Source organism: Sinorhizobium sp. NG07B, from assembly GCF_002532005.1.
Lineage (GTDB): Bacteria > Pseudomonadota > Alphaproteobacteria > Rhizobiales > Rhizobiaceae > Sinorhizobium > Sinorhizobium fredii_C.
On the sequence record NZ_NWTD01000001.1, the window covers coordinates 1,706,311 to 1,726,148 of the forward strand.

A 19,838-nucleotide genomic window follows, 5' to 3' on the forward strand; every position below is an offset into this window, starting at 1 on the left:
CAGCTTCATTGCTGAAAGGCGTTTTGTTCAAAGGGCTTGGGGCATGTCCGTGGTAATTAGCATCCTGGTCACAGTCCTTTTCGCCGTCGTTTTGCTCTACCCAGTGCAGAAACTTCCGATTGACCCCGCGATGAAGCAGCTGGCTCAGGTTGTTATCCTGGTTGTCGGTGCGGTCTCGTTGCTCATGTCTCTGGGCGTAATCTAATTGCTGCCCGTGCAAGGGCTAGCTGCTGTTAAACCACCAGAGCGCCAGGCAATACCGGCACGAGGAACGGCCAGAGCAGCCCCTCGATGATCGTGACAACCGGCGTGGCGAGCGCGACAAGATCGTCGATGTCCGTTGAAGAAGAGGTTGAATATTCGACCTCAAGCTGTCCAATTTTCTCGCGTTTCACCGTCGCGCATCCTGTAACGACCGGCGACAGGCTGCCGGGGTTGGTTAACTCGAGGAGAGCCGCCTCGTATGAGGCGTTGATGATGGCGACCGGGATTTCGCTCGAGGGGATGGCCTCGCCGTAATAGGTCGTGGCGCCGGTGCGCGGCCATGCGCGCTCTTGGGCGTACCCGCCTGTCCGCTTGCCGCTGAACCGCGGCTCATACCGATCGATCACCAGAGAGCCGCGCTGACGCGCAGCGGCCTTCTGTTCATCGGTCGTGCCATCGGGAAAGACATAGCCGGCCGCCGCAGCGTAAGCCGTGAAGCCTGCATTGTCGCCGTATCCAGGCATGATGCGCTCCTAGCCCTATCGAAGCAGTTGGAATTCGCCACCGGCAAAGGTATCCTTATGCGGGAGGTGACGCATGATGAAGAAACTTGCAATTGCACTTGTTGGGGCGGTCATTGCCGCTTCGTCGGCCTATGGACAGGCAACCATTACCCGAGCGCGGTCAGCTGGTTTGATCGATGCCTATCGCGCTTACATCAGCCGAGATGACCTGTTTAGTTCGAGCGGAGCTCGGCTCACGAGACCTTGGCAGGTCATCCGGCAAGACCGAGCGAACTTTCACACTTACGGGATTCGCGACCGAGGCGACCAAAGCGATACCTTCTTCGGAGACGCCGTTAATCGCCAGGCGTTGGAAGTGATGCTCTCAAACGGCTCCATGACCAGCGACGCCGCAGACATGATCATCCGCGGCGACGTCTGGGTGGAAGTTGAGATTTATGGGCGCGGTGATGTTGGCCGATGGGTCGACGTCACCGTCTCGTATTGACCGCCCGGCAGTTGCGCGCCGGGTTCGCCGTTACTTCTTCTCTTCGTCCGTCGAGGTCTTGGCGCCGAACTCGAACCAGCCGGTCTCCTTGGAAACCTTCAGTTCGGCGTCCGACATTTCGACATTGACAACCTGACCCGGCTCCACGAGAACCGGGCCGGCTTTCGAATTGAGGCCACGCGGACCGGGCGAGATGTTCTTCACCTTCATGGTCAGTCCTCCTTAGATGCCGTCGAGGTAGCGGACTGCCTTCGGCCGGCGGATGTCGACGCCGCCGACGCGGAAGATGCCCGGGACGTCGAACTTCATCGGTCCGGTCTGCCAAGCCGGCAGGAACCGGAACGGCATGGGGATGTGCATCTTCAGCACCTCGGGCGAGCGGCGGTAAGCAACCATGCGCTTGGTGCTGCCGGCGCCAGCCGTATCGAGGTAGCCGAACACACCTCGAATGGTGAGCGGCTGCCCCGTGGTCCGGGTGTAGATGTTGTTCCGCTCGATCCATTCGAGGATGGTGGTTTGGTTGACGGCGTCGATCCGGCGCGTCGAGAGATCGAGCAGTACCGAATACGGCAGGAGCAGCGTGTCCGCGATCTCCGCACCAAGCGTGCCGGTGAAAATGCCGGTGAGCTGACCGTTGATGTCGCGGAGGATCTGATCCGGCGTTTTGCTGGCGAAGGTCGTTGCCGAGCCGGTACCGTCTGCCGGCGCCGTGGTTGCCGTCGGCGTGGAAGCGTTGACCAGACCGGTGTAGCCCTTGCCGGTATCGCCGATGAAGGCCACGGTGTCGATCTTCTCTTCCGCTACGCGGCGCGCCGCGGAGGCCTTGTCCGGATTGAGATTCATGCCGAGCAGTTGGGCCGTGCCAAGCTCCTCGAGCGTGTACCCGTAGCCGATCGCCGCCATGCTGACGGTCGTCTCGAACTTCTCGCGGGTCAGTTCGACCTTCGGCACGTCGTGCGCGAGGCCGCTGAACCACTGGGCCTGACCGACCGAGTCCATGGAGAAGTAGGTGACCGACTGAATCCATTCCGGCGCCGAGGTGTCGACGGGGATCAGCTGGGCGTACTGGATCTCCTGGTACTTAATCGCATAGACCGTCGGCTCGATCAGCGAGGCCTGACGGATAAGGAAGCTCATCGCGACCTGCTGAGCGTCCTGAGTAATAATTGCGTCCATCGAGATCGCTCCTGGTTAGCCGAGGCGAAGGGCTGCGAGACCGGCACCAGAAGTGCTGGTATCCCAGGTCGCATTCGGGATGAGGGTGTTCGACGTCGACGTCTTCGACAGAACGCCGGTCGCCGGGGTGTAGTAGACGGGATCGCCGACGGCGACGGCCTCGGAGGCCTGCACGACGATGACGCCCTTCTTCATGACGGCCACGTTCTCGTACTGCTCGTACTTGCCCGTCGGGCGAGTGGTGTCGAGCACGGCGATGCCGGCGAACTTGGCCGTGGCTTCCGAATCCACGACCTGATTGTCGGCGGTGCCCTGAACGCAAACCTTGCCGAAGCCGATGCCTTCCACGTCCTCAGCGAGGCGCGTGACGACGACGGACGGCTCCATGTTGAGGTTCATGCCCTCGACCCAGCGAGCGTGCTGGGCGCTGTAAGTGGTCTGAACTGCAGGCATCACTTAGCTCCCTTCGTCTGCCAGGCCGATTCGAGATCGGAGACCATGGCCTTGTGAGCGGTTGCAGAGGCACTGGCGTCAGAGACCTGGGAAAGGCCCTGCTGCACAGCGATGCGGAAAGGATCAGCGCCGCCGCCCTTGCTGGCATCTTCAACCAGCATGTCGAATCGGGCGTCGATATAGGCCTCCGACTTGTCGGCAATCGCCGCATCGCCGAGCTTGGCGACGACGACAGCCTTGCGGATGGCCGCGTCGGAAAGGCCTTCGGTCTTGACGTCCTTGGCGAGAACGCTCGCCTTAGCGACGAGGTCGGCGCGAGCCTGGACGCGCTTGTCGAGCTCGGCGTCCGAAAGGATCCGGCCTTTCAGCGCATCGATCTCGGCATCCTTCTTCGCCAACTCAGCATCCTTGGCAGCCAGCGCTACCTGATGTGCCTTTTCGGCGTCGGCGAACTTTGCAGCGGACGATTCCAAGTCCTTCTGCAGTTTGGTGATGGCCTGTGCGCCCTGATCGGTCGTCTCGACCGTGAGCCCATCGACCAGAATTTTTCGCAGATCCATCTTGGGTATCCTTTCATCTGCTATCTGGGTGTTGACGGGGCTCACGCCCCACTTCCCCGCACCGTCGCCGATGCGAGCTTCCGATCCGGCACGGCCGCGCTGCACGATGGCGACGTGGTTGATCCGGATATCCTTCTGAATGGCGTCGTATTTTTCGCCCTCTGGCGTGGTGCCGGCCTCCCATGCGAGATCGCAGGTGTAGCCGGCGGAGAGTTCACGCTTGCCGTCATCGATCGCCTTGATCGCGGCTGCATCCATGACGATGAGCGGGATGCGGACGAATTCCCCATCACGGGCGATCTCGTCGCCGATCTGCCCGACCGAAACGGCCTTCCAATTATCCGGGGTCACGGCCTCAGCTGGGTGATCGTTCGTCACCGGCTTGTGCGCGTAGCTGCCGAGGCTGGCCTTGTCGAAGACCTGGTCCTCGGGCCGGTAGACCTTTACTACCTGCATTTCCGGTTTGCCGACCTCATGGCCGGCATAGAGCTGGATGCCGGTGCGAGCGGTGCGCACGTCCGCGACAAGGTAGCCGTCGGCGGTCCGTCGCGTGCCCGCGATCGGTGCATTGTCGGTGAATTTCATGGTATGCGTCCCGTTTAGGAGATGCGCCAATGCCCAGGGTAATTCGCTACCGAGTGCCGAGTGAGCTCAGAAAGACGATCGAAGATCTGTCGGGTGGGTCGAATGCAGTGCTTGGAGAGACTTACGAAACGTGGGACGGCAAGGAGGCCTTCCTGCTGGAGTTTAGCGAGGAAGATGAGCGGCTAGTCTCGACATTTATGTTTCTCAACCACTTAGAGCCGATCGGCTGATTAAGCCGTGATGTGCATGGTGTTGTTGACCGTGCGGTAGTCAGATGTGCTATCGACGTTGCTCAACTCTAAGCTCCTAGGTGTGATTGTGAGAGAAATTTCCGTTTGGGTGGCAGCCGCCTGTGCAGCACTGATAGCGTTTGGTCTCGGATGGGCAGTGTCGATCTACTTGGGGCCACAACCGTCCGAATTGGGTCTGTGGAGTGCAGCCGGTACCGTCGTTACCGCCTTAGCTACGGTTGTATTGGTTATCGTCACAGCGCTTCTGTGGAAGGTCACCGATCGATCCGCCCGTTCGGCCAAAATCGCGGCCGATGCCGCTTCGGAATCAGCTAGACTTGCCGGGGAGGCATCATCTCAAGCTGCCGAGATCGCAAAAAAACAACTGCGGGCTTACGTATTAGTCGAAGGCTCCAGTTTGACGTGCGATGCTGGTGGGCAGCATCTGGACTACGTTTTGCCAAACTCACGCCCCATAGGCAGTATCGGGTTTAAGAATACCGGGCAAACTCCGGCGTTAGATCTGCAAGCTCATGTCAGGATCGGGATCCGGCCACAACCTGCCGCGCCCGAGTCGTTCGCACTCGTAGAGTTGCCTCCCGCGTCTGTTATGTCCCTTGGAGCGGGGCATAGTAGTCGATCAATGGCCGCAGCCCCAGCTCCCATTTCATCGCAGTCCGTCCAGAATCTGGCCTCAGGAACTGAGGCAATCTATGTCTATGGTGAGATTCGTTATCGCGACATCTTCGGAGACAGCCACGTGAGCGAGTTCCGGCTGCGAAACAAGAGCGGCTTCTTTGATGGCTCGATGACGTTTACCGATCAAGGCAACAACGCGACCTGATCCGCGACGCCTATTCCTCCCCAACGGCAGCGCGCCTCTCGTCTTCGTCCGGTTCGCTCAGCTTGCCATGCTCCTCGATCGCCGCATCTAGGCCCGGAAGCGAGCCGTCCTCGACGAACGTGTTGACCAGCGAGTCCGACAGGGCTTCGATCGGTAGCAGCGGCGGCGACGTGCTTGTGCCGGCCAGCGCCCGAGCGGCATCCGCCTTCATCTTGAAGATTTCGGCCTTCTCCTTCTCCGACATGCCCCAGAGCGGCGCCCACTCATAGTAGATGTCCGGGTCGCGAGACCCGAGCGCGCTACGGATCAAGCATTCGTCAAGCCGCATCATGGCTGGCGTCATCTCGACAGTCTGCATGGCCTGCAGGCGGTCGTAGTAGTTCCGCAGGTCGCTTTCGCCCGTGGCGTTCATGCCGGCCGGAGACTGGCCGAGCAGCCGCGTTGCCGGAATGTCGGCCGCGCCCGATACGATCTGCAGGAACGACATCAGGACTTCGGGCAGCGTGGCGAAGCTCGCCTGCTTCTGCTCGTATTCCTCTTCTTTGTCGAGCAGGAGGTCGCCGTTGATCCCCTTCGCCGTGGCCGCGAGCGTGTATCGCTCGAGTATCTTGGCCCGATACCGCTCGTCGCCCAGGTTCTGCATGAAATCCGGGATACGGATCACGTTGACCTTGGCCTCGAACACGAGGCTGGCGATGTTCGCTGCCGTTCCGTCCGCCTGCTTGATCGCATCGACGACGGACAGGAGCACGCTGTCGCCCCAGCCGGCGTACGTCGTCCTTACGATCTCATCATCTGGCGGCGGGTTGCCGTTGAAGACGACCAGGCGCGACGGGTGAATGTCCACCTGCATGCCTTCTGCAGACCTGATCTGGTAGAGCTTCGGCTTGTCGAACCATTCCGAGGCCGGATCCCGATCGATCTCGCCGGCCGTCAGCTGGCGGCGCGTCATGACCGTGAGGTACTTCAGGCCACCTTTGCCGACGCGCTCGACCTCGAGCGGCTGCGTCAGGTCCTGGTCGCCGGTACCGATGACCATGGCAGCGCCGCCCCAGAGTCGCGCCTTAATGCGGGTTTCGAGCAGCTTGCCCTTGAGGTTCAGCCTCTTCTCTTCGGCCTCGATCGCCTCGATCTGCGGCTTCTTCGCCTGCCAATCTCGCCACGCGCGCATGCTGTCGAATGCCGGGATGTCAACAATCTTCCGCGGCAGCCAGGCGCCACGGTAGGCGTTGAGCAGATCCTCATCAGAAAGGATCGGCATCGAGTAGAACGAGGCGGCCGCCTTGTCCCGGCTCGTCCCGAGATTGGCGACCATGTTTGTCAGGCTGTCGCGGACGAACGCGATGATGTTGGCCATTTCCGCTCCTGAGATTGTTCTTGCACGCGCTGCTTGCAGCTGGGCAGGGCTTAACGTATGCATGCGTGCCGGCAATGAGCACAGGGGGTGGTGAATGCGGCGCTATAGAGCAGCCTACATACTGGTAGTTCTCGTCGTCGGTCTCGGGAGTATCATTGCGAATTTCGTTTTCCCCCAAAACGAGCTTCTTTTAATGGCGATAAGTCACTGGACGCTCGCCGCACTGACATTTCCTCTCGGGATCTTTGCATCAGCGATCGGCTTTGTTCTGTTGTACAAGGGTCTTTCGACGCCTGCAGAGACTACGCTCGTAATAACGCCGATCTTTGCTGTGCTGGGGTATACGCAATGGTATCGACTGATCCCCGCGTTCTATCGAAGGCAAGGCGAGCGCGACCTCATGTAATAGCCGATGACGGTCACACGTTCGCCAGCGTGAACGTGCTTGCGCTGAGAAGCGCGTTGAAGGCTCGGCTCGTGCTGTCGGCGTCGTCATCGTGCACCGCTTCTGGAAAGCCCTCGAGCGAAGAAAACCAAGTCTCGTTCCATGGACCGCGAAGCACCAACACGTTGCCGGCTTCGGCCTGCGCCGAGAACGGACTGAACCGCGTGATCTTGTCGCCGGACTCGGGCGTTGCCCGAACGGTGAAGCCTGCCAGCAGCTTCGTCAGGTTGGTGACCTGCGATTTACCCGCCTGCCCCGGATCCTGCGGCAGGGATATCTGCACTTCCTTGCCATCGCCCTCGGCTGTGTTCTTGATCAACCGCTCGACACCGGAGGGCGACAGCCGATCGCGGCAGTGATGGGCGACGATGTACCGGCCATCCGGCAGCTTTCCGATCTTGGTACCGGCCGTCCAGTCCGGATCGTTGCTCTCCGTCTTCGGTGTCGCGCCCAAGTCCCAGCCGCGCATCCAGCGCGCGCCGGCCGGGACAGCATCGACGACCTCACACCAGCCGCGACGGAACAGAAGGCCAGCGGCCGGCCGAATCTTCCAGTTGCCGCCGAGGAGGCGCTCTCGCTCGACCGTGGGCAGCGCCATGAGGTTGGCGAGGTAGCCGGGATCGGCCGCCATCAGTGCCTTGTTGTCGGTCAGCTTCGCAGGAACGAAGGTCACCGACTTCGGCTCGATCGGCTTCGGGTTACCGTTCTCGTCTGGCGCCGTGTAATCGGCGAGCTCCGACGGATGATCAGCCCAGATGATGGCGTCACCGATGCGGACGAAATACCGAAGCACGCCGGCGCGCTCAGGTATCGGTAGGCCGGTATCCTCGTTGATCCACCACGAAATGAACTCTGCAACCCAGCTATCCGCATCCGGGTTGCAGGTCGCCCTGACATACGGCCGAACGCCGCACATCGAGCGGTTACGAGATAGCAGGTACCAGAACTGCTTTGCGCTGAAGTGCGTGAGCTCGTCGAAGCAGATCAGCGGTATCTGCGAGCCCTGCCAGTTCGACACCGTCTTGTCGTGCTCGAGGTGCGCAAAGCTGACAGACGCCCCAGACGGAAACGTCCACGACAGATCCGGCGCCACTCTCGGCTTTGCCATCAGGCTCGGGTAGAGCTTCTCGCTCTCGTCCCACAAGCCGCCCTCATTTCGCACCTGCACCAGCGTGCGCCGGAAGAACACGGCGCCGAACTGCGGGTTCGCCACATGGCGCAGCGGCTCCATGAGCAGCGCCCAGGTCTTGCCGCCGCCAGCCGAGCCGCCATAGATCGCGATATCAGCTGGGGAAGCGAGAAAGGTCGTCTGCGGGCCAGCCTGCGGCCGGATGATTGTCTGGGCGCCCTGCCCTTGCTCAGCTCCTGCCATTGTCGGGCAACTGGAAGATCGTCACCGGCGATACTGGTACCGGCAGGTCCTTTCCATCCTTTCCCGTCAATTCACGCCGATTGGTGTAGGCCCCGCCGACCTCTTCTGCCGCTTGCTTGAGCAAGGACGATGCCAGCACCATGTTGCCCTGGGTCTCTGCCTTCTCGGCCATGCGCTGGAGAGCGCGAAGGCGAACGGCGCGGTGGCTGATGGCGATCGTCGCCGTATCCTCGAGAAACGTCTTGCGGGTTTCTTCGAACAGCAGACGGAACCGCTGCGAGAGCTTCCGCCCTGCCCTCTTTGTCGGGTCATAGGCCTCGACTGCCTGAGGGCTGATGACGACGTCGAACTCCGCCTTGACTGCTTTCGCGACGACGGCCGGGCTATCGAAACAAGCGAGCGCCTGCACGACGTAGGTTTTGACCTCGTCGGAATACTTCGGATTGGCCATTGCTCTGTAAAGGCTCCATCAAGGTGGCTCGTGCCCGCTGTAGCGCCCTGATATGATCTCCCTCCACAGGAGGCGACGGTGGACGATCCAGAAATAGAAAAGCGAGCGAAGAAGCTATGGACCCAAGAGAACCCTGGTCGGCCTTGGCTTCCGGTCGCACAGCGCATGCAGCCGGGCGAGGACCTCTCCACAGGCGCTACCGAAGAGGACCGGGAGCGCTACCGGCAAAGAGTGCGAGACGGCGAATAGCCTCACGCGACTTTAAGCTGGCAGGTGCCGCAGGCATGTGCGATCTGCACTCTGGCGATCTCAGGCTTCTGGTTTGCCGCATCGATCATTGCGCGGACACCTGCAGCATCTGCCCCGTAGCGACGAACGACGCCAACGAACTCTTCGACGTCATGACCACGGATGACGAATACCGGGCGCCCGGTCGCTTTGCTGAACTTCGGCGCGCCGAACGTGTCGACGTCCTGGGCGGCGTGATAGAGCTCGTGCTCGACCAGCGCCATAAACTCCGCGTCTCCGCATTCCCGGCAGTATTCGGCGTCCAGGGTGATGATGAAATCCGGGACGTGACCGAACCACTGCTTGACCTGCATTTCAGCACGGGCGCGAGACCACTTGCCCATCGTGCCTTGCGGAGATCCTGTCTCGCACTGGCCGATGACGCGTCTTCCCTTCTTGCTGTTGCCGACGATGGTCCAAAGGAAGCCGATGCTGGCGAAGCGAAGATGGAGATGGTCCAAGTTGTGGACCCGCGACGCTGGATCGAGGAAGGCTGTCTCTACCCATTCCGGCATATCATCGGCCGGGACGAAGCTGCACCCGTCGATGTCGGTGAACAATGTCGCGGGAGGGCTGGGTCTAACGTGCTTCATGTCTTGCGACTGCCCGCGCGGTTTGCTTATTTCGCACTACTTAAAGGGGAACACGGTGCGGACCCAAAAAGAGATTAAAGCTGACCTGCTTGCGGCGCTAAACGCCGTTGGCGACGAAAGACTGGCGCTCTTGGGCTTCGAACGACGAGAGGGTTCGTTTACCTACACGCGAATCCTGGAGGATGCCGAGCAGGACATCGTCTTCGCAGCGGATTGCTTCCCCACGTATCAGCCGGACGAAGAAATGCACCTTCACCCGGCCATGCGGCTTGGCATGAGATCTGTAACCAAGGCGGCGCTAGAACTGGTGGCGGGCAACAAATCTCTTTTGGCGGATGCGCCAGAAATCATCGTGAACCAGCCAATTGAGTTTACTGCACCAAAGGAGCAACACGTTAGATGGTTTGCAAGCGGCAGTGATCAAATGAAGGCGCGTATTCGTGAGATTGTTGCCTTTATTGAACAATGGCCGGCCCCCTTTCTTGATGAGATCCGAACTCCACATGACTTGATCAAGATTTACGAACGGAGCGATGAGCGAATGCTCAAGCAACGGCATTGGTACCTGTTTGTGGCCGCAGCGCAGATTGTCTCCCATGGGAACCGCGCCGACGCACTCTCTATCTTGGAAGATAATCTCGGCGCACCAGGATTGAGGAAGCGCTACGCCGTCGCATTTGAGACCTTAACCCATCATCCGCTCAGATCTGCTGTCGGCATTTCGGACTCTGAGGCAAGCTAGTCCTTCGCAAATCAAGCCGAAAAGCTTGAAGGTCTCTGGCTGCGGCCTTCGCCGGATGCTTACGATGATGCGGTATCGCATGGGCCGCTCCTGAAGCGCCGTCCTGATCCTGCTCGGGAAGCTGCGCCATAGCGCAGACGGATAGATGTCATCTCTGCCCGATCTCATGAGGCATCGCCTCGAATTTCTCACATTCGAAACTGCTAATAAGGCATGGACAAAGCCGGCGTTACCTTCCTCGTGCTCATCTGCATCCTCGTCGCACTGGTGCTGAGTCTTCTTTCCTTACGCCCAAGCGAAGAGGCGCCACGAATTCCACCGGCGATAGTTCCTGAGCCCGAACTAAGATCAACCGTACATTCTGTTGGCGCCTATGCGGCGACAGGATTCGAACCAGTGACCTCCAGCTTATGAGGCTGGCGAGCTACCGGGCTGGTCTACGCAGACGAAACTTGAGAGATCAATGAACTCTTACCTTGGAATCATTGGGCTTTGCGTAACGACTCCCACCTTTGATCCAATCGGCCAATTGCGGATTGCTTTATTATCAGAAATATCTATCGCCAGATTTCAAAAGGGACTTCTCCGGCTTTTTAAGGCGTGAAAATGATTATCTATGCGACCAAAAATGACGCCGATTTAATCAGAACCTGGATCAACGACGAGCCACATATCGCGTGGATCGTCAAAATTTCAGAACAGGACCGCATCTGCCAGTGGCAGGCAGTGGATGCCATTGACGTGCTGGAAGAGCAGATATACGCGCTTTGGCATGTGAAAAGCGGGGCGCTCAACATTCCGTCTGGTGACCGCAATATTCCTGATGAGATCGTCGCCGATCCATTCGCGGGTTGGTTCCAGACGATGCAGCACAGTGGCCAAACGTCGCCATGGTTTGGTGGCAATTTGCCGGGACCTTATACATTCAGCTTCGCTGAGGCTGGTCAGGAAGCACCAGGAAGTCTCGCCAGATCGGAATTCAACTGGCTTGAAGATCGTTACAAGTCCATTGGAAAGCCTGCACACCCTGATGCCAAGCGTTGGTGGAAAAAATTGCGCCGCTTTCTCGACGAGTCCTCAGTACAAGTGCCATGGACGATTAGCGCAAACCGGAAGCGGGTAATTATGGCCCACGTCTTTCCTGAAGCTAAGCTTCAAATCGAAACCGGGCGGCATCGCGACTTGAATCCCCACTTAGGACGGCGATCAGACAATTAGCGCTCCGTTCGCTGCATATTTGCCGCGTCTTCTACCCCCAGACATTTTTTTCTAGTGAGACCGGCACAACGCTTACATTTCTCCTATGCGCCGAGTGTGAACTTTCGGCAGCGGTCCGGCGAGTGTTCCCTACGTGAGGTCCGCAACTGTACAACCGCAAATCACTGCAGGAAATCTATACGGCTTGCCGCATACTTTCAACATCAACATCGCTGGTGAGCGCGTTCAATTCACTGATTATATTCTGCACACGCTCTCTGATTTGCGGGCTCAGTGAATCTATAGCCCTCTCGGCCTGTTCGACCATCGAGGCGCGCGCTTTCCTGCCCTTCGGAAGTATCTTGCGGAGCTGGCCCCGGAGGTGCTCGACGCGCCCCTGGCGCTCGTTTTCCTTCCGGCAATGCTGCTCATACAGGAAGGTCTGTCGGCGCTCATGCTCGGCGAAGTACAGCGCCTCGATGATGCCGTCTGGAAATTCGAGCGGACCATGGCCGCCAGCGCCGCCGCGAAGGAAGCACACGACACCGTCGACGCGTCGCAACTCCTCGAAGTTCAGCCTGGGCAGGTTGACGAAGGCATATCCGACCAGGAACGGGAAGCGCTTCTGGATGATCTTGTTCGTCCGGTGGTGCTTAAGCTCGGCGTAGAACGACGGCATGAAAATGTCGAAGCCATTCTTGCGGCAGTTCCGCTCGATGATCGACTCCATGCGCCGGTTTTCCGGTAGGCGATCGTCCGCGGCGGCCATCCGCTGATAGCCTGGCGCGACCCTGATTGCGTACCAACGTGATCTCTTCATGCTCATCCCTCGTTTGCTCTAGCCCGATGGTTGCTGCAGTAGCGGCCCGTCGTTTCCGCTGCACAGAACAGGTACGGGCCGCCGTTGTTGATCGGCCAGCAGCATTGGCCGGCTGAGAGTTCGTGGAGAAGCTTGGCTTGCGTGAGCCGCTCAGCGTCGTACGCCGTCGGCGGCACGGGCTCGACCTCGGGCGCTGGCGACGGACTCGGAACCTGCTTGCGCACCGGCTCTCGCCTTACCGGAGCCAGGCTTTGCTTCTGTCGTGCGGGGAACCGATCGCGGTTGCGGTATGCGAGACCGACGATCACGTTGCGGCTGACGCCGAAGCGCTTGGCAATCTGGGAGGCGGACAAGCCGTCATTCCAGAGTTTCGCGGATGCCTCGACGTCGACGGTGCGGTGATGGATGGTCATGCTGCTTGCTCCTCTTCGACCCGCTCTGCGGCTTCGATGTCCTTTTCGACCTTGCGCCGGTAGGCCATCTGCTCGGCGCTGACTTCTTTTGCGTCGGGAAGTGCCAGCATCCGCGCTATCTCGTCGGCGCGCTCCGGTGAGATCGCCGTCTGTTGGACCTTCAGGCGCGTGTGCATGGCGCTCCGGTTGACGCGGACCGCGATCGGGGACCAGACCTCGTCGATGGCCCAAAGGAGGATTGAGCCTGCCGGCAGTTCCCTCGACCTAGCGAGCGTGGCGAACTCCTGATGATCGACGCCCTGGGCGACCAGATAGAACCCTTTGGCCGCCAGCTCGTTGGCGCGCTCGCGGTGCTTGACGCGGAGGTCCATCAGGCCGTGGACGCTCGGCAGCGTCCTGCTCACGCTGTCCTCGATCGCACGAAGCGTCTCCTGCTTGCGGATGCGGTCCTCACGCAGGATGCGGCACTCGGCATTCGCCATGGCCGCCAGTTCCGCTGGCAGGGGGATGAAGGCCAGGTTGATGTTTTCGTATTCGCCGCGCTTGAGCTTCACGTAGGCTCGGCGCAGGCCGAATACCGGCACGTTGCGCAGGGACAGGCGATATTCCTCAATCGGGTTCGCCGCGGTGATGCTCTCGGAGACCCGCATGCCGCCGCTCATGAGGCCTTCGATGCACTGGCCGATCTCGTCGGCGCTGGCCGGTCCGAGCTTCTCAGTGAGAGCGGAAATCTCCTGCTGCAAGGTCGACAGTCGTGACGGCAAATTCGTCATCTGGTTCACCGTAGAGTTCTCGTTTCAGCCTTGAGTGGATTTCGTGGTGGCGCTGCATGGAGGGGCTTTGCGGCCGAGGTGGCCCGTGACCATTCTGGCGAGGCAGTCGCTCGACGGCCTTCCGGCACCAGGTCTTCCAAGTGAGGTCCCAATCCAGCTTGACGCCTTTTTGGCCGGGCTGAGCCGGCCACCACTCGCGGAATTTCTGCTCTTCGGTAAGAGCTTGGGCTTGGGAGAGACCGACCGAAACGGCAAAGGCGATGTCCGGCGTCCAATCATCCGAAAGCCGAGTGCCGCGCTTTTTCGAAGAACCGGTAGGTTCTTCTTTTACTACTCTGGCTTCTGGCTTCTGGTTTGTTGAACGCTCGTTGAGCGTCCGTTGAACGTCCGTTGCCTCGCCGCTTTGATTTTGTTTTCTTTTTTCCGCAGAAATTATTCCTGCGCGTCGGGCTACCTCTGACTTTTCCGAGAGGTAGACTTGCTCTTTTTCGACACGATCATTCCAAAGGCCACCGTCGACACGGGTGATCTTTCCTTCGTCGATCAGCGTCTCGATAGCCTTGGCGAAAGCGGAATTGGAAGAACCACAGAGACGCGCCAGGCGGCCATGGTCCTCCGGTATCGGCTCTCCGCGCTCGTACATCGTCGCGATGAGCGTGATGTAGACGCCCGTTTCGACGGCGCTCATGCCGCGCGTTCCAGCGAGCCAGTCTGAAGGGAAGAACCTTATCCACGGCATCTTGGCCATTTCACCACCACGACTTTTCAGTCTCGTCGAAGCCGGCGAAACGAACGGGTTTACGGGGGGCGTTTAAAGCCGCCATCTGGCATACCGTCGGGCCCAGACGATCACGGTTCATCTTCATGTTGATGAGGCTGTCGGCCTCGTGTTCCTTGATATCCAAGGCCTCGGCGATCGCCATCGTGTCGGGACGTAACTTGGCGTAGGCTTCCAGGAAGGTCATGCCTCACCTCCCGGCCACTGGAACAAACGCTGCCCAGTATCGGTTGCGCCATCAAAGAGGAGGCCTGAATGCCTAAGACCCCGATTCCGAAGCCCAATGACCCTGAATTCCCGCCAGATATGCCGCCGGATGCTCCGCCAGATCTGCCGGAGCCACCGATCGAAGAGCCGGAGCCGACGTGGGCCCGGATGAGGCACCCGACATCAGCCCGGTGCCCGGCGAGGAAATCCCGCAGAGAATGAGCGACTGAGGTCATGCCTGCCCTCCCCGCGCTCATGCCGCCGCCCTCCCCTTGCAAAGAGCAACGACGGCTTCGAGCATGGCGATGTCATGCAGCTTGTTGTCGCTCTCATGCTCTGGACGAGGGCGCTTTGAGCTGGGGCCGTGGCATTCGAGCCACGTGCGCTTTTGCGCCATCTGACGCTCGGCCCATTCAACTAGCTCTGGGGGTGTGATCGTCGTCATTCTGGCCCTCTTCCTCGTCCTTCAGTTCAGGAGCGATGTACTCGACCCAGTCAGCGCGCTCGTTTGCGATGCGCTGCCACCGGCGAGCGAGCTTCAGCCGCACGGATAGCGGCAAGCTTCGCATCCAGGACAGCCAGACGGGCACGGATTTCTCGTTGTTCACGCTTGCTCTCCTCGATTGCTGCGATCCGCAGCGCGTCCATTTCTTCAGCGTCGATGCGGCGGGCCGATCCTTCCCAGATCGAACGCGCACGACGATGGGTGAAGTCTTTCCGTACGTGTTTGGAGATGAAACGCTGAGCTTCAAACAACAGGTTCTTGACACTGCCGTAGCGCTTCTCTGGAAATGCTTCCCTGAAAAGATTTTGCGCATAAGAAACATCGGACATTGCCTTATTCCTTTTCGCCTTGTCACGTTTGGACAAGGTCGTGTTTCTGAATTCCAGCACCTTGTGAGTCTCCTGTGAGATCGTTTCTCTTGTGAAGGAGAAGCGCATGCGCACAGGCATTACTTCCGATGGAGAGGACCGGACCGCGCCAACGGCTGCCGGTCCCTCCCAGGTCTTTCCGTTTCGTAGGGGCTCCGCCGCAACGTCCGCCCCTACTGCCGGCGACGTGACCTCGTCGTCGCCGGCCCCCATTCCCTTGGGTGTCGCTGTTCAAGCCGTCGTGATGAGACTGGCGAACAAGCGGATCCGGTTGAGAGTTGCTGGTCCCGATCGGGAGGAGGAGGACCGGGACCAGCGTTGAGCGCCTCGGGAGGAGGTGAAAGCGCTCAATCCTTTGCGGTGTATCCGCGGCGGCGGAATTCATGGGCGATGAACCGGGACAGAAAAGGCATCAGCAACAGCAGCAGCCAGATAGTCGCGCCGGTAGTGGCAATGGTGATCGAAAGAGAACTAGACATGGGAGACCCCCTTCTTGATCCGCTCGTCGTTGCCGAGATTGAGCGCGTTCATTGCTTCGATCCCCGCATGTCTTCCCAAGCCGCCAGCACGGCGACGAACGGGAACATTGGGAACACCGGGAACAGGAAGAACATCAGTGGCATCAGGCAGCCCTCCTGAGTGGCTCGCGTCCTTCGGAGACGCGCAGCTGGTCGACGAAGTCGAGAACGCAGTCCCAATCCATCGACTTCGCGCGGCCGCCCGTTCCGACCTTCTTCAGTTCGAACTTGTGGACGCGGCGGCGCAGCTCGTAGCCGCGGGACAGCAGGAAACTCTGCACGCCCTCGTAGGAACCGGATTCGCCTTGATCGAACCGGCGCACGCCTGTCTTGGCGGCGAAATCGGCGACCATCTGCGAAAGGTCTGTGCGCGACACCTGGGCGCGATCGAAACCGACGCCGCGTTCAATAGCGCGCTGTGCCATGGCGTCCTCGGATTTGCTGAAACGGTAAAAGGGGTTGAACGGCATTTAGGCTACCTCCTCCGCGCGCTGGCGCACTGCGACGGTGCACGCATGGCAGTGACGATCGCCATAGCCGGCGCATGCTTCAGGGTTCCGGCAGTTCGGCCGGAGTGCGGATCTGGGCTTGGGCGTGAAAGCGGATGCCGGGGTGACGGTGGCATCCGCTTCGTTACGTGCGGCGGTGGCGCGCTCCGCGCTGCGGTCTACATCTTCGCCTCCTGCGTTGGCGCCGGCGCTGCCCGAGACGTCAATGGGACTTACGCGATCGGCACTGGGGGCCGCGGCTTCGCCTTGAGAGGCCGTGGCGATTTCGGTGTGTTTGGTGACGATGTTCAGGCCGCCGTCGGAGCGGCGCTCTTCGGCTTCCTCGCGCTGGATCATGATGTCGACGGCGGCGATCAGAGCCTTGCGGCCGATCTCCGTCTGCACGCCGGCAGCGATCGTCTCAACGAGCTTCGCATCGACCGTATCGCCAAGGATTTCGCCGGTCTCCCGGTCAAATTTCTCAATGTTTTCTCGTGTACGCGCAGGCGCAGGCGCATGAGAGCCGTTGCCCTCGTAGGACGACAGGTACAAATCGAAGATGGCGCCCTGCTCGGCAACGGTGTCGTGGCCCTTCTTGGCGACCTTCCGCAGGTGCGCAACGACATTGCCCATGGCGGTCTTGTCGAAGCCCATTGCCTTTGCTTCCGCGTAGATATCGCGGATGTCTTCGCCGATCGTGTCCTGCTCCTCCTTCAAGCGAAGGATGCGGTCGATGAAAGCTTTGATCTGGGCGTCGGAGGTCATTCAACTGCCTCCCGCGCCTTGCCAAACACATCCGGGCGAAGCTCATGACGGGAGATGCCGGTGATGCGCTCCATTTCGAGCACTCGATCAGCAGGTATCCGCTTCCACTGGGAGACCGCTTGCGGTGTGACATCCCCAAGCGCTTTGGCGATGGCGGCGGGTCCGCCGGCTATCTCTTTGGCTTTGGTGCAAATCTGTTCCATCACAAAGTGAAAGCATAACTTTCATTTATTTGCAAGCATGTCTTTCGATGAAAGAATCGCTTTCGTGATGCATATTCCCGAAATGACGCCTATTAGGAAAATCGACGAGGTACGCGGCGCGCGGATCAAGCAGGTCCGAACGGAATTCCTGAAGCTGCGCTCCCAAGAGCAATTCGCCGAGCTACTCAGCAAGGAAGGCAAGGCCGTGACGCGCGGCGCCGTCGGAAACTGGGAACTGGGGAAAGAGGTTGGACTGGATAGTCTGACTACTATCTGCCGTGTCTCGGGCGTGAGCTTGGAATGGCTGGCATACGGGCATGGGGAGCCCTTCCCGCAGGAGCCAGTTGCATCAGAACCAGCCAACGCCGTAAAAACGGGCCAGATTGTGCAAAAAGGACCCAAGATACCTTTGTACGGCGCGGCGGTCGGCGGCGATTATGGAGAATTTGAACTGAACGGTAATCGCCTCGACGACATTTTTGCCCCGCCCAGTCTCAGTGGAATACCTGAGGCCTACGGCGTCCAGGTATCAGGGGATTCCATGTACCCGCGCTATGAGGACGGCGAGACCGTCTACGTGAATCCGCGTCGCCGGCCCGTCAAGGGCGACTACGTGGTCGCCGAAATTCAAACGGAAGAGCACGGTCCAAAACTGGCCTACATAAAAAAGCTCGTGCGCCATACACAGAGCGAGTTGATCCTCGAGCAGTTTAACCCGTCCAAGCAAATCCGGTTTGATGGCCGGCAGGTCCATACTGTCCATTACGTGTTGAGGAGCGGCGAATAAGCATTGCTCGCCTGGTATTCGTATATTCGTTCGACGGGGAAGGTCAGAGAACTTGAGCGATCACGAATTCGGGAATGTGTCGACAGATTTGAAGTTGTCGCTAGTCGAAGCCTACCTCAAGGCATTTAACACGGCGCTCCGGCCGCAATTCTCCGAGCTCTGGTACATCGATGCATTCGCCGGCACGGGGGAAAGAGTTATCAAACAAAACGCGACGCCAGCAGACCTGCTCCCCGGCGTCCAAGAGAAAATCGAACGTCGGCGGGGGTCAGCTCAAATAGCCCTTGATGTTGTACCGTCATTTGACCGCGTCATCTTCATGGAAAAGAAGAAGAGCTATTGTTTGGCGCTCGAGCGATTGAAAGCTCAGTATCCGGATCGACGAATAGATATCGTACGCGGAGATGCGAACCTCGCGATCGAAGCCGAGATCGAAGCAATGAAGTGGGTCGGCAAACGCGCCGTTATGTTCCTTGATCCGTATGGGATGGCTGTTAACTGGTCCACCTTGGAGAGAATTAGAAAGACAGAGGCAATTGACGTTTGGTACCTCGTTTCTCTAGCTGGATTATTTCGCCAGGCCACTAAGGATCCAGCTCGCATGGATGATAAGAAGCGAGCAGCAATTACCAGGATGCTAGGGACCGACGGCTGGATCGAGGCTTGGTACAATCGCCCTCGGAAGGTCGACCTACTTGGCGAGTACGATGAAGCCTATCAGCGCATAGCCGATGTCGAGGCGATCGAGAAATTCGTTCACGAAAGACTAAAAGTACTCTTTCCCAAGGTTCTGCCGCCAAAGAGGCTCAAGAACGCCAGCGGCGTTCCGATGTTCTCTCTATTCCTCGCGATCTCCAATCCTGCAGGTAAAGCAATTGGTCTCGCGACACGCATTGGAAACAGCATCCTCAAAGCATAGAGGACGCTGGCATGTCATCCCACGTCCTCCCTCGGTAGTTTCGCCCAGTTGCTTTCTTATTCTTCCCGCCCCACTGCTTGAAAAAGAACGCAGCACCGGCATCGGTACACATGTCGAAAATCTCATCGATCCAGCTAGAGTCCATACGCCGCGCTTGAGGACCAGATTCCCCACCGACAATTGCCCAATGGATGCCGGCCAGATTGCCGCCCGCTACGGACCCGATTAGAGGCTCGAAGGAAACAAACCGGATTTGTGCGGGAACCTGTTGGAGATCGTGGAGGCGATGAAGCACGCGGCTGTCCTCGACGCTGGTCCCTAGCCAGACATTCGGCAGAACGTCGAATCCATCTCGTAGCACCTCCGCCATCCGATCGGGCCGCTTTGTAAGAATCTGATACGTGTGCCGGCGCGTGTTCGCCATGACACTCCAGATCTTACGGATGAAAGGCACCGGAACGTCTGGGTGGAACAGGTCGGACATAGAATTTACGAATACGTTTCGCGATCTAGACCAACTCTCCGGAATGACAAGCGCAGCCTCGTCTAGAAAGAGATCACCTGTCCATTTTGCCCTGCCACCGCTTTTGCGCGTGAGACCTCTGTACTTCTCGACGCCCATAGCCTCGAGGCGAGCCGCCATTCGCATCGCATAGCAGTTTGTGCATCCCGCACTCATGATCGTGCACCCGGCGACCGGATTCCACGTAGCGTCGGTCCATTCGATCGATGTCTCGGCCATAGGACGATTCTCCTATTCTCCACCATAATTGATAAACGTGCGCT

General features: G+C 59.3%; 30 protein-coding genes, 1 tRNA gene and 1 pseudogene. 10 read left to right on the forward strand and 22 right to left on the reverse strand.

What is annotated here, in order from left to right; all coding sequences use genetic code 11:
- Positions 1 to 43 precede the first annotated feature (43 nt).
- On the forward strand, positions 44 to 205 hold the full coding sequence (locus CO664_RS31670) for a Thivi_2564 family membrane protein (protein WP_097538377.1): 162 nt from the start codon (positions 44 to 46) through the stop codon (positions 203 to 205).
- Between the two features lie 28 nt (positions 206 to 233).
- On the opposite strand, the gene CO664_RS08190 is transcribed toward CO664_RS31670, so the two are convergent.
- Positions 234 to 728 (reverse strand): DnaT-like ssDNA-binding protein, encoded by a 495-nt coding sequence (locus CO664_RS08190; protein ID WP_097538378.1) that lies wholly within the window; start codon positions 726 to 728, stop codon positions 234 to 236.
- Between the two features lie 76 nt (positions 729 to 804).
- Between CO664_RS08190 and CO664_RS08195 the strand changes: the two genes are divergently transcribed.
- Positions 805 to 1,215, forward strand: coding sequence for a hypothetical protein (locus tag CO664_RS08195; RefSeq protein WP_097538619.1), 411 nt, complete (start codon positions 805 to 807; stop codon positions 1,213 to 1,215).
- Between the two features lie 30 nt (positions 1,216 to 1,245).
- Here the strand turns inward: CO664_RS08195 and CO664_RS08200 are convergent, their stop codons facing one another.
- Genes CO664_RS08200 through CO664_RS08215 form a run of 4 tightly spaced genes read right to left on the reverse strand, consistent with a single transcriptional unit; the run spans position 1,246 to position 3,989 of the window.
- A complete protein-coding gene (locus tag CO664_RS08200; protein ID WP_097538379.1) occupies positions 1,246 to 1,425 on the reverse strand; it encodes a hypothetical protein in 180 nt (59 codons plus the stop codon).
- Between the two features lie 12 nt (positions 1,426 to 1,437).
- Positions 1,438 to 2,391, reverse strand: coding sequence for a major capsid family protein (locus CO664_RS08205; RefSeq protein ID WP_097538380.1), 954 nt, complete (start codon positions 2,389 to 2,391; stop codon positions 1,438 to 1,440).
- Positions 2,392 to 2,406: 15 nt separating this feature from the next.
- Positions 2,407 to 2,844 (reverse strand): DUF2190 family protein, encoded by a 438-nt coding sequence (locus tag CO664_RS08210; protein ID WP_097538381.1) that lies wholly within the window; start codon positions 2,842 to 2,844, stop codon positions 2,407 to 2,409.
- Entirely contained in the window at positions 2,844 to 3,989 is a 1,146-nt protein-coding gene (locus CO664_RS08215) for a DUF2213 domain-containing protein (RefSeq protein ID WP_097538382.1), read from the reverse strand. The genes CO664_RS08210 and CO664_RS08215 overlap by 1 nt, the downstream gene beginning before the upstream one ends.
- 29 nt (positions 3,990 to 4,018) lie before the next feature.
- Here CO664_RS08215 and CO664_RS08220 point away from each other — a divergent pair, with 29 nt between their 5' ends.
- Both CO664_RS08220 and CO664_RS30145 read left to right on the forward strand, forming a co-directional pair.
- Complete coding sequence (locus CO664_RS08220) at positions 4,019 to 4,219, forward strand: hypothetical protein (protein WP_097538383.1); 201 nt, start codon at positions 4,019 to 4,021, stop codon at positions 4,217 to 4,219.
- A 157-nt stretch (positions 4,220 to 4,376) separates the two neighbouring features.
- Positions 4,377 to 5,063 carry a hypothetical protein gene (locus tag CO664_RS30145; RefSeq protein WP_141471685.1) on the forward strand — a complete coding sequence of 229 codons (687 nt, stop codon included), beginning with the start codon at positions 4,377 to 4,379 and terminating at the stop codon, positions 5,061 to 5,063.
- A 10-nt stretch (positions 5,064 to 5,073) separates the two neighbouring features.
- On the opposite strand, the gene CO664_RS08230 is transcribed toward CO664_RS30145, so the two are convergent.
- The 4 genes from CO664_RS08230 to CO664_RS08250 all read right to left on the reverse strand — a co-directional run bounded on the left by CO664_RS08230 (position 5,074) and on the right by CO664_RS08250 (position 9,569).
- Positions 5,074 to 6,420: a phage portal protein gene (locus CO664_RS08230; protein ID WP_097538385.1), complete on the reverse strand. Its 1,347-nt coding sequence runs from the start codon at positions 6,418 to 6,420 to the stop codon at positions 5,074 to 5,076.
- A gap of 419 nt (positions 6,421 to 6,839) precedes the next feature.
- Positions 6,840 to 8,237, reverse strand: coding sequence for a phage terminase large subunit (gene terL / locus CO664_RS08240; RefSeq protein ID WP_097538387.1), 1,398 nt, complete (start codon positions 8,235 to 8,237; stop codon positions 6,840 to 6,842).
- Positions 8,224 to 8,688 carry a DUF2280 domain-containing protein gene (locus tag CO664_RS08245; protein WP_097538388.1) on the reverse strand — a complete coding sequence of 155 codons (465 nt, stop codon included), beginning with the start codon at positions 8,686 to 8,688 and terminating at the stop codon, positions 8,224 to 8,226. Before CO664_RS08245 ends, terL begins: the two co-directional genes overlap by 14 nt.
- Positions 8,689 to 8,939: 251 nt before the next feature.
- Positions 8,940 to 9,569 carry a putative metallopeptidase gene (locus CO664_RS08250; protein ID WP_097538389.1) on the reverse strand — a complete coding sequence of 210 codons (630 nt, stop codon included), beginning with the start codon at positions 9,567 to 9,569 and terminating at the stop codon, positions 8,940 to 8,942.
- A gap of 55 nt (positions 9,570 to 9,624) precedes the next feature.
- Here CO664_RS08250 and CO664_RS08255 point away from each other — a divergent pair, with 55 nt between their 5' ends.
- On the forward strand, positions 9,625 to 10,311 hold the full coding sequence (locus CO664_RS08255; RefSeq protein ID WP_141471687.1) for a hypothetical protein: 687 nt from the start codon (positions 9,625 to 9,627) through the stop codon (positions 10,309 to 10,311).
- A gap of 373 nt (positions 10,312 to 10,684) precedes the next feature.
- On the opposite strand, the gene CO664_RS08265 is transcribed toward CO664_RS08255, so the two are convergent.
- Positions 10,685 to 10,759: transfer RNA gene (locus tag CO664_RS08265), tRNA-Met, on the reverse strand.
- Positions 10,760 to 10,917: 158 nt separating this feature from the next.
- Here CO664_RS08265 and CO664_RS08270 point away from each other — a divergent pair.
- Positions 10,918 to 11,529 (forward strand): hypothetical protein, encoded by a 612-nt coding sequence (locus tag CO664_RS08270; RefSeq protein WP_097538391.1) that lies wholly within the window; start codon positions 10,918 to 10,920, stop codon positions 11,527 to 11,529.
- 175 nt (positions 11,530 to 11,704) lie between these two features.
- Here the strand turns inward: CO664_RS08270 and CO664_RS08275 are convergent, their stop codons facing one another.
- Genes CO664_RS08275 through CO664_RS08295 form a run of 5 tightly spaced genes read right to left on the reverse strand, consistent with a single transcriptional unit; the run spans position 11,705 to position 14,479 of the window.
- Entirely contained in the window at positions 11,705 to 12,328 is a 624-nt protein-coding gene (locus CO664_RS08275; RefSeq protein WP_097538392.1) for a transcription termination/antitermination NusG family protein, read from the reverse strand.
- Positions 12,329 to 12,330: 2 nt separating this feature from the next.
- Positions 12,331 to 12,741 (reverse strand): GcrA family cell cycle regulator, encoded by a 411-nt coding sequence (locus CO664_RS08280; protein ID WP_097538393.1) that lies wholly within the window; start codon positions 12,739 to 12,741, stop codon positions 12,331 to 12,333.
- Positions 12,738 to 13,514 (reverse strand): hypothetical protein, encoded by a 777-nt coding sequence (locus tag CO664_RS08285; protein WP_097538394.1) that lies wholly within the window; start codon positions 13,512 to 13,514, stop codon positions 12,738 to 12,740. Before CO664_RS08285 ends, CO664_RS08280 begins: the two co-directional genes overlap by 4 nt.
- Positions 13,456 to 14,262, reverse strand: coding sequence for a YdaU family protein (locus CO664_RS08290; protein ID WP_097538395.1), 807 nt, complete (start codon positions 14,260 to 14,262; stop codon positions 13,456 to 13,458). The genes CO664_RS08285 and CO664_RS08290 overlap by 59 nt, the downstream gene beginning before the upstream one ends.
- 1 nt (position 14,263) lies before the next feature.
- Positions 14,264 to 14,479, reverse strand: coding sequence for a hypothetical protein (locus CO664_RS08295; protein WP_097538396.1), 216 nt, complete (start codon positions 14,477 to 14,479; stop codon positions 14,264 to 14,266).
- A gap of 68 nt (positions 14,480 to 14,547) precedes the next feature.
- Between CO664_RS08295 and CO664_RS31675 the strand changes: the two are divergent.
- Positions 14,548 to 14,729, forward strand: a pseudogene (locus CO664_RS31675) (hypothetical protein).
- A gap of 23 nt (positions 14,730 to 14,752) precedes the next feature.
- Here CO664_RS31675 and CO664_RS08305 read toward each other — a convergent pair.
- Together CO664_RS08305 and CO664_RS08310 are read right to left on the reverse strand one after the other, a co-directional pair.
- Positions 14,753 to 14,944: a hypothetical protein gene (locus CO664_RS08305; protein WP_097538397.1), complete on the reverse strand. Its 192-nt coding sequence runs from the start codon at positions 14,942 to 14,944 to the stop codon at positions 14,753 to 14,755.
- 50 nt (positions 14,945 to 14,994) lie between these two features.
- Positions 14,995 to 15,453 (reverse strand): hypothetical protein, encoded by a 459-nt coding sequence (locus CO664_RS08310; RefSeq protein WP_234820126.1) that lies wholly within the window; start codon positions 15,451 to 15,453, stop codon positions 14,995 to 14,997.
- Between CO664_RS08310 and CO664_RS31145 the strand changes: the two genes are divergently transcribed.
- Positions 15,440 to 15,694 carry a hypothetical protein gene (locus tag CO664_RS31145; protein ID WP_097538398.1) on the forward strand — a complete coding sequence of 85 codons (255 nt, stop codon included), beginning with the start codon at positions 15,440 to 15,442 and terminating at the stop codon, positions 15,692 to 15,694. The genes CO664_RS08310 and CO664_RS31145 overlap by 14 nt on opposite strands.
- Before the next feature lie 25 nt (positions 15,695 to 15,719).
- Here the strand turns inward: CO664_RS31145 and CO664_RS31565 are convergent, their stop codons facing one another.
- The 4 genes from CO664_RS31565 to CO664_RS08335 all read right to left on the reverse strand — a co-directional run bounded on the left by CO664_RS31565 (position 15,720) and on the right by CO664_RS08335 (position 17,346).
- Positions 15,720 to 15,851 carry a hypothetical protein gene (locus CO664_RS31565; RefSeq protein ID WP_272939089.1) on the reverse strand — a complete coding sequence of 44 codons (132 nt, stop codon included), beginning with the start codon at positions 15,849 to 15,851 and terminating at the stop codon, positions 15,720 to 15,722.
- A gap of 143 nt (positions 15,852 to 15,994) precedes the next feature.
- Positions 15,995 to 16,360, reverse strand: coding sequence for a hypothetical protein (locus tag CO664_RS08325; RefSeq protein ID WP_097538400.1), 366 nt, complete (start codon positions 16,358 to 16,360; stop codon positions 15,995 to 15,997).
- Complete coding sequence (locus CO664_RS08330; protein WP_097538401.1) at positions 16,361 to 17,143, reverse strand: GapR family DNA-binding domain-containing protein; 783 nt, start codon at positions 17,141 to 17,143, stop codon at positions 16,361 to 16,363. It abuts the gene before it with no gap.
- Entirely contained in the window at positions 17,140 to 17,346 is a 207-nt protein-coding gene (locus tag CO664_RS08335) for a Cro/CI family transcriptional regulator (protein ID WP_097538402.1), read from the reverse strand. The genes CO664_RS08330 and CO664_RS08335 overlap by 4 nt, the downstream gene beginning before the upstream one ends.
- A 67-nt stretch (positions 17,347 to 17,413) precedes the next feature.
- Between CO664_RS08335 and CO664_RS08340 the strand changes: the two genes are divergently transcribed.
- Both CO664_RS08340 and CO664_RS08345 read left to right on the forward strand, forming a co-directional pair.
- Positions 17,414 to 18,133: a helix-turn-helix transcriptional regulator gene (locus tag CO664_RS08340; RefSeq protein ID WP_245426446.1), complete on the forward strand. Its 720-nt coding sequence runs from the start codon at positions 17,414 to 17,416 to the stop codon at positions 18,131 to 18,133.
- Positions 18,134 to 18,185: 52 nt separating this feature from the next.
- Complete coding sequence (locus tag CO664_RS08345) at positions 18,186 to 19,052, forward strand: three-Cys-motif partner protein TcmP (protein WP_097538403.1); 867 nt, start codon at positions 18,186 to 18,188, stop codon at positions 19,050 to 19,052.
- Here CO664_RS08345 and CO664_RS08350 read toward each other — a convergent pair.
- Complete coding sequence (locus CO664_RS08350) at positions 19,042 to 19,794, reverse strand: DUF5131 family protein (protein ID WP_097538404.1); 753 nt, start codon at positions 19,792 to 19,794, stop codon at positions 19,042 to 19,044. The two genes, CO664_RS08345 and CO664_RS08350, sit on opposite strands and share 11 nt — an antisense overlap.
- Positions 19,795 to 19,838: the final 44 nt, after the last annotated feature.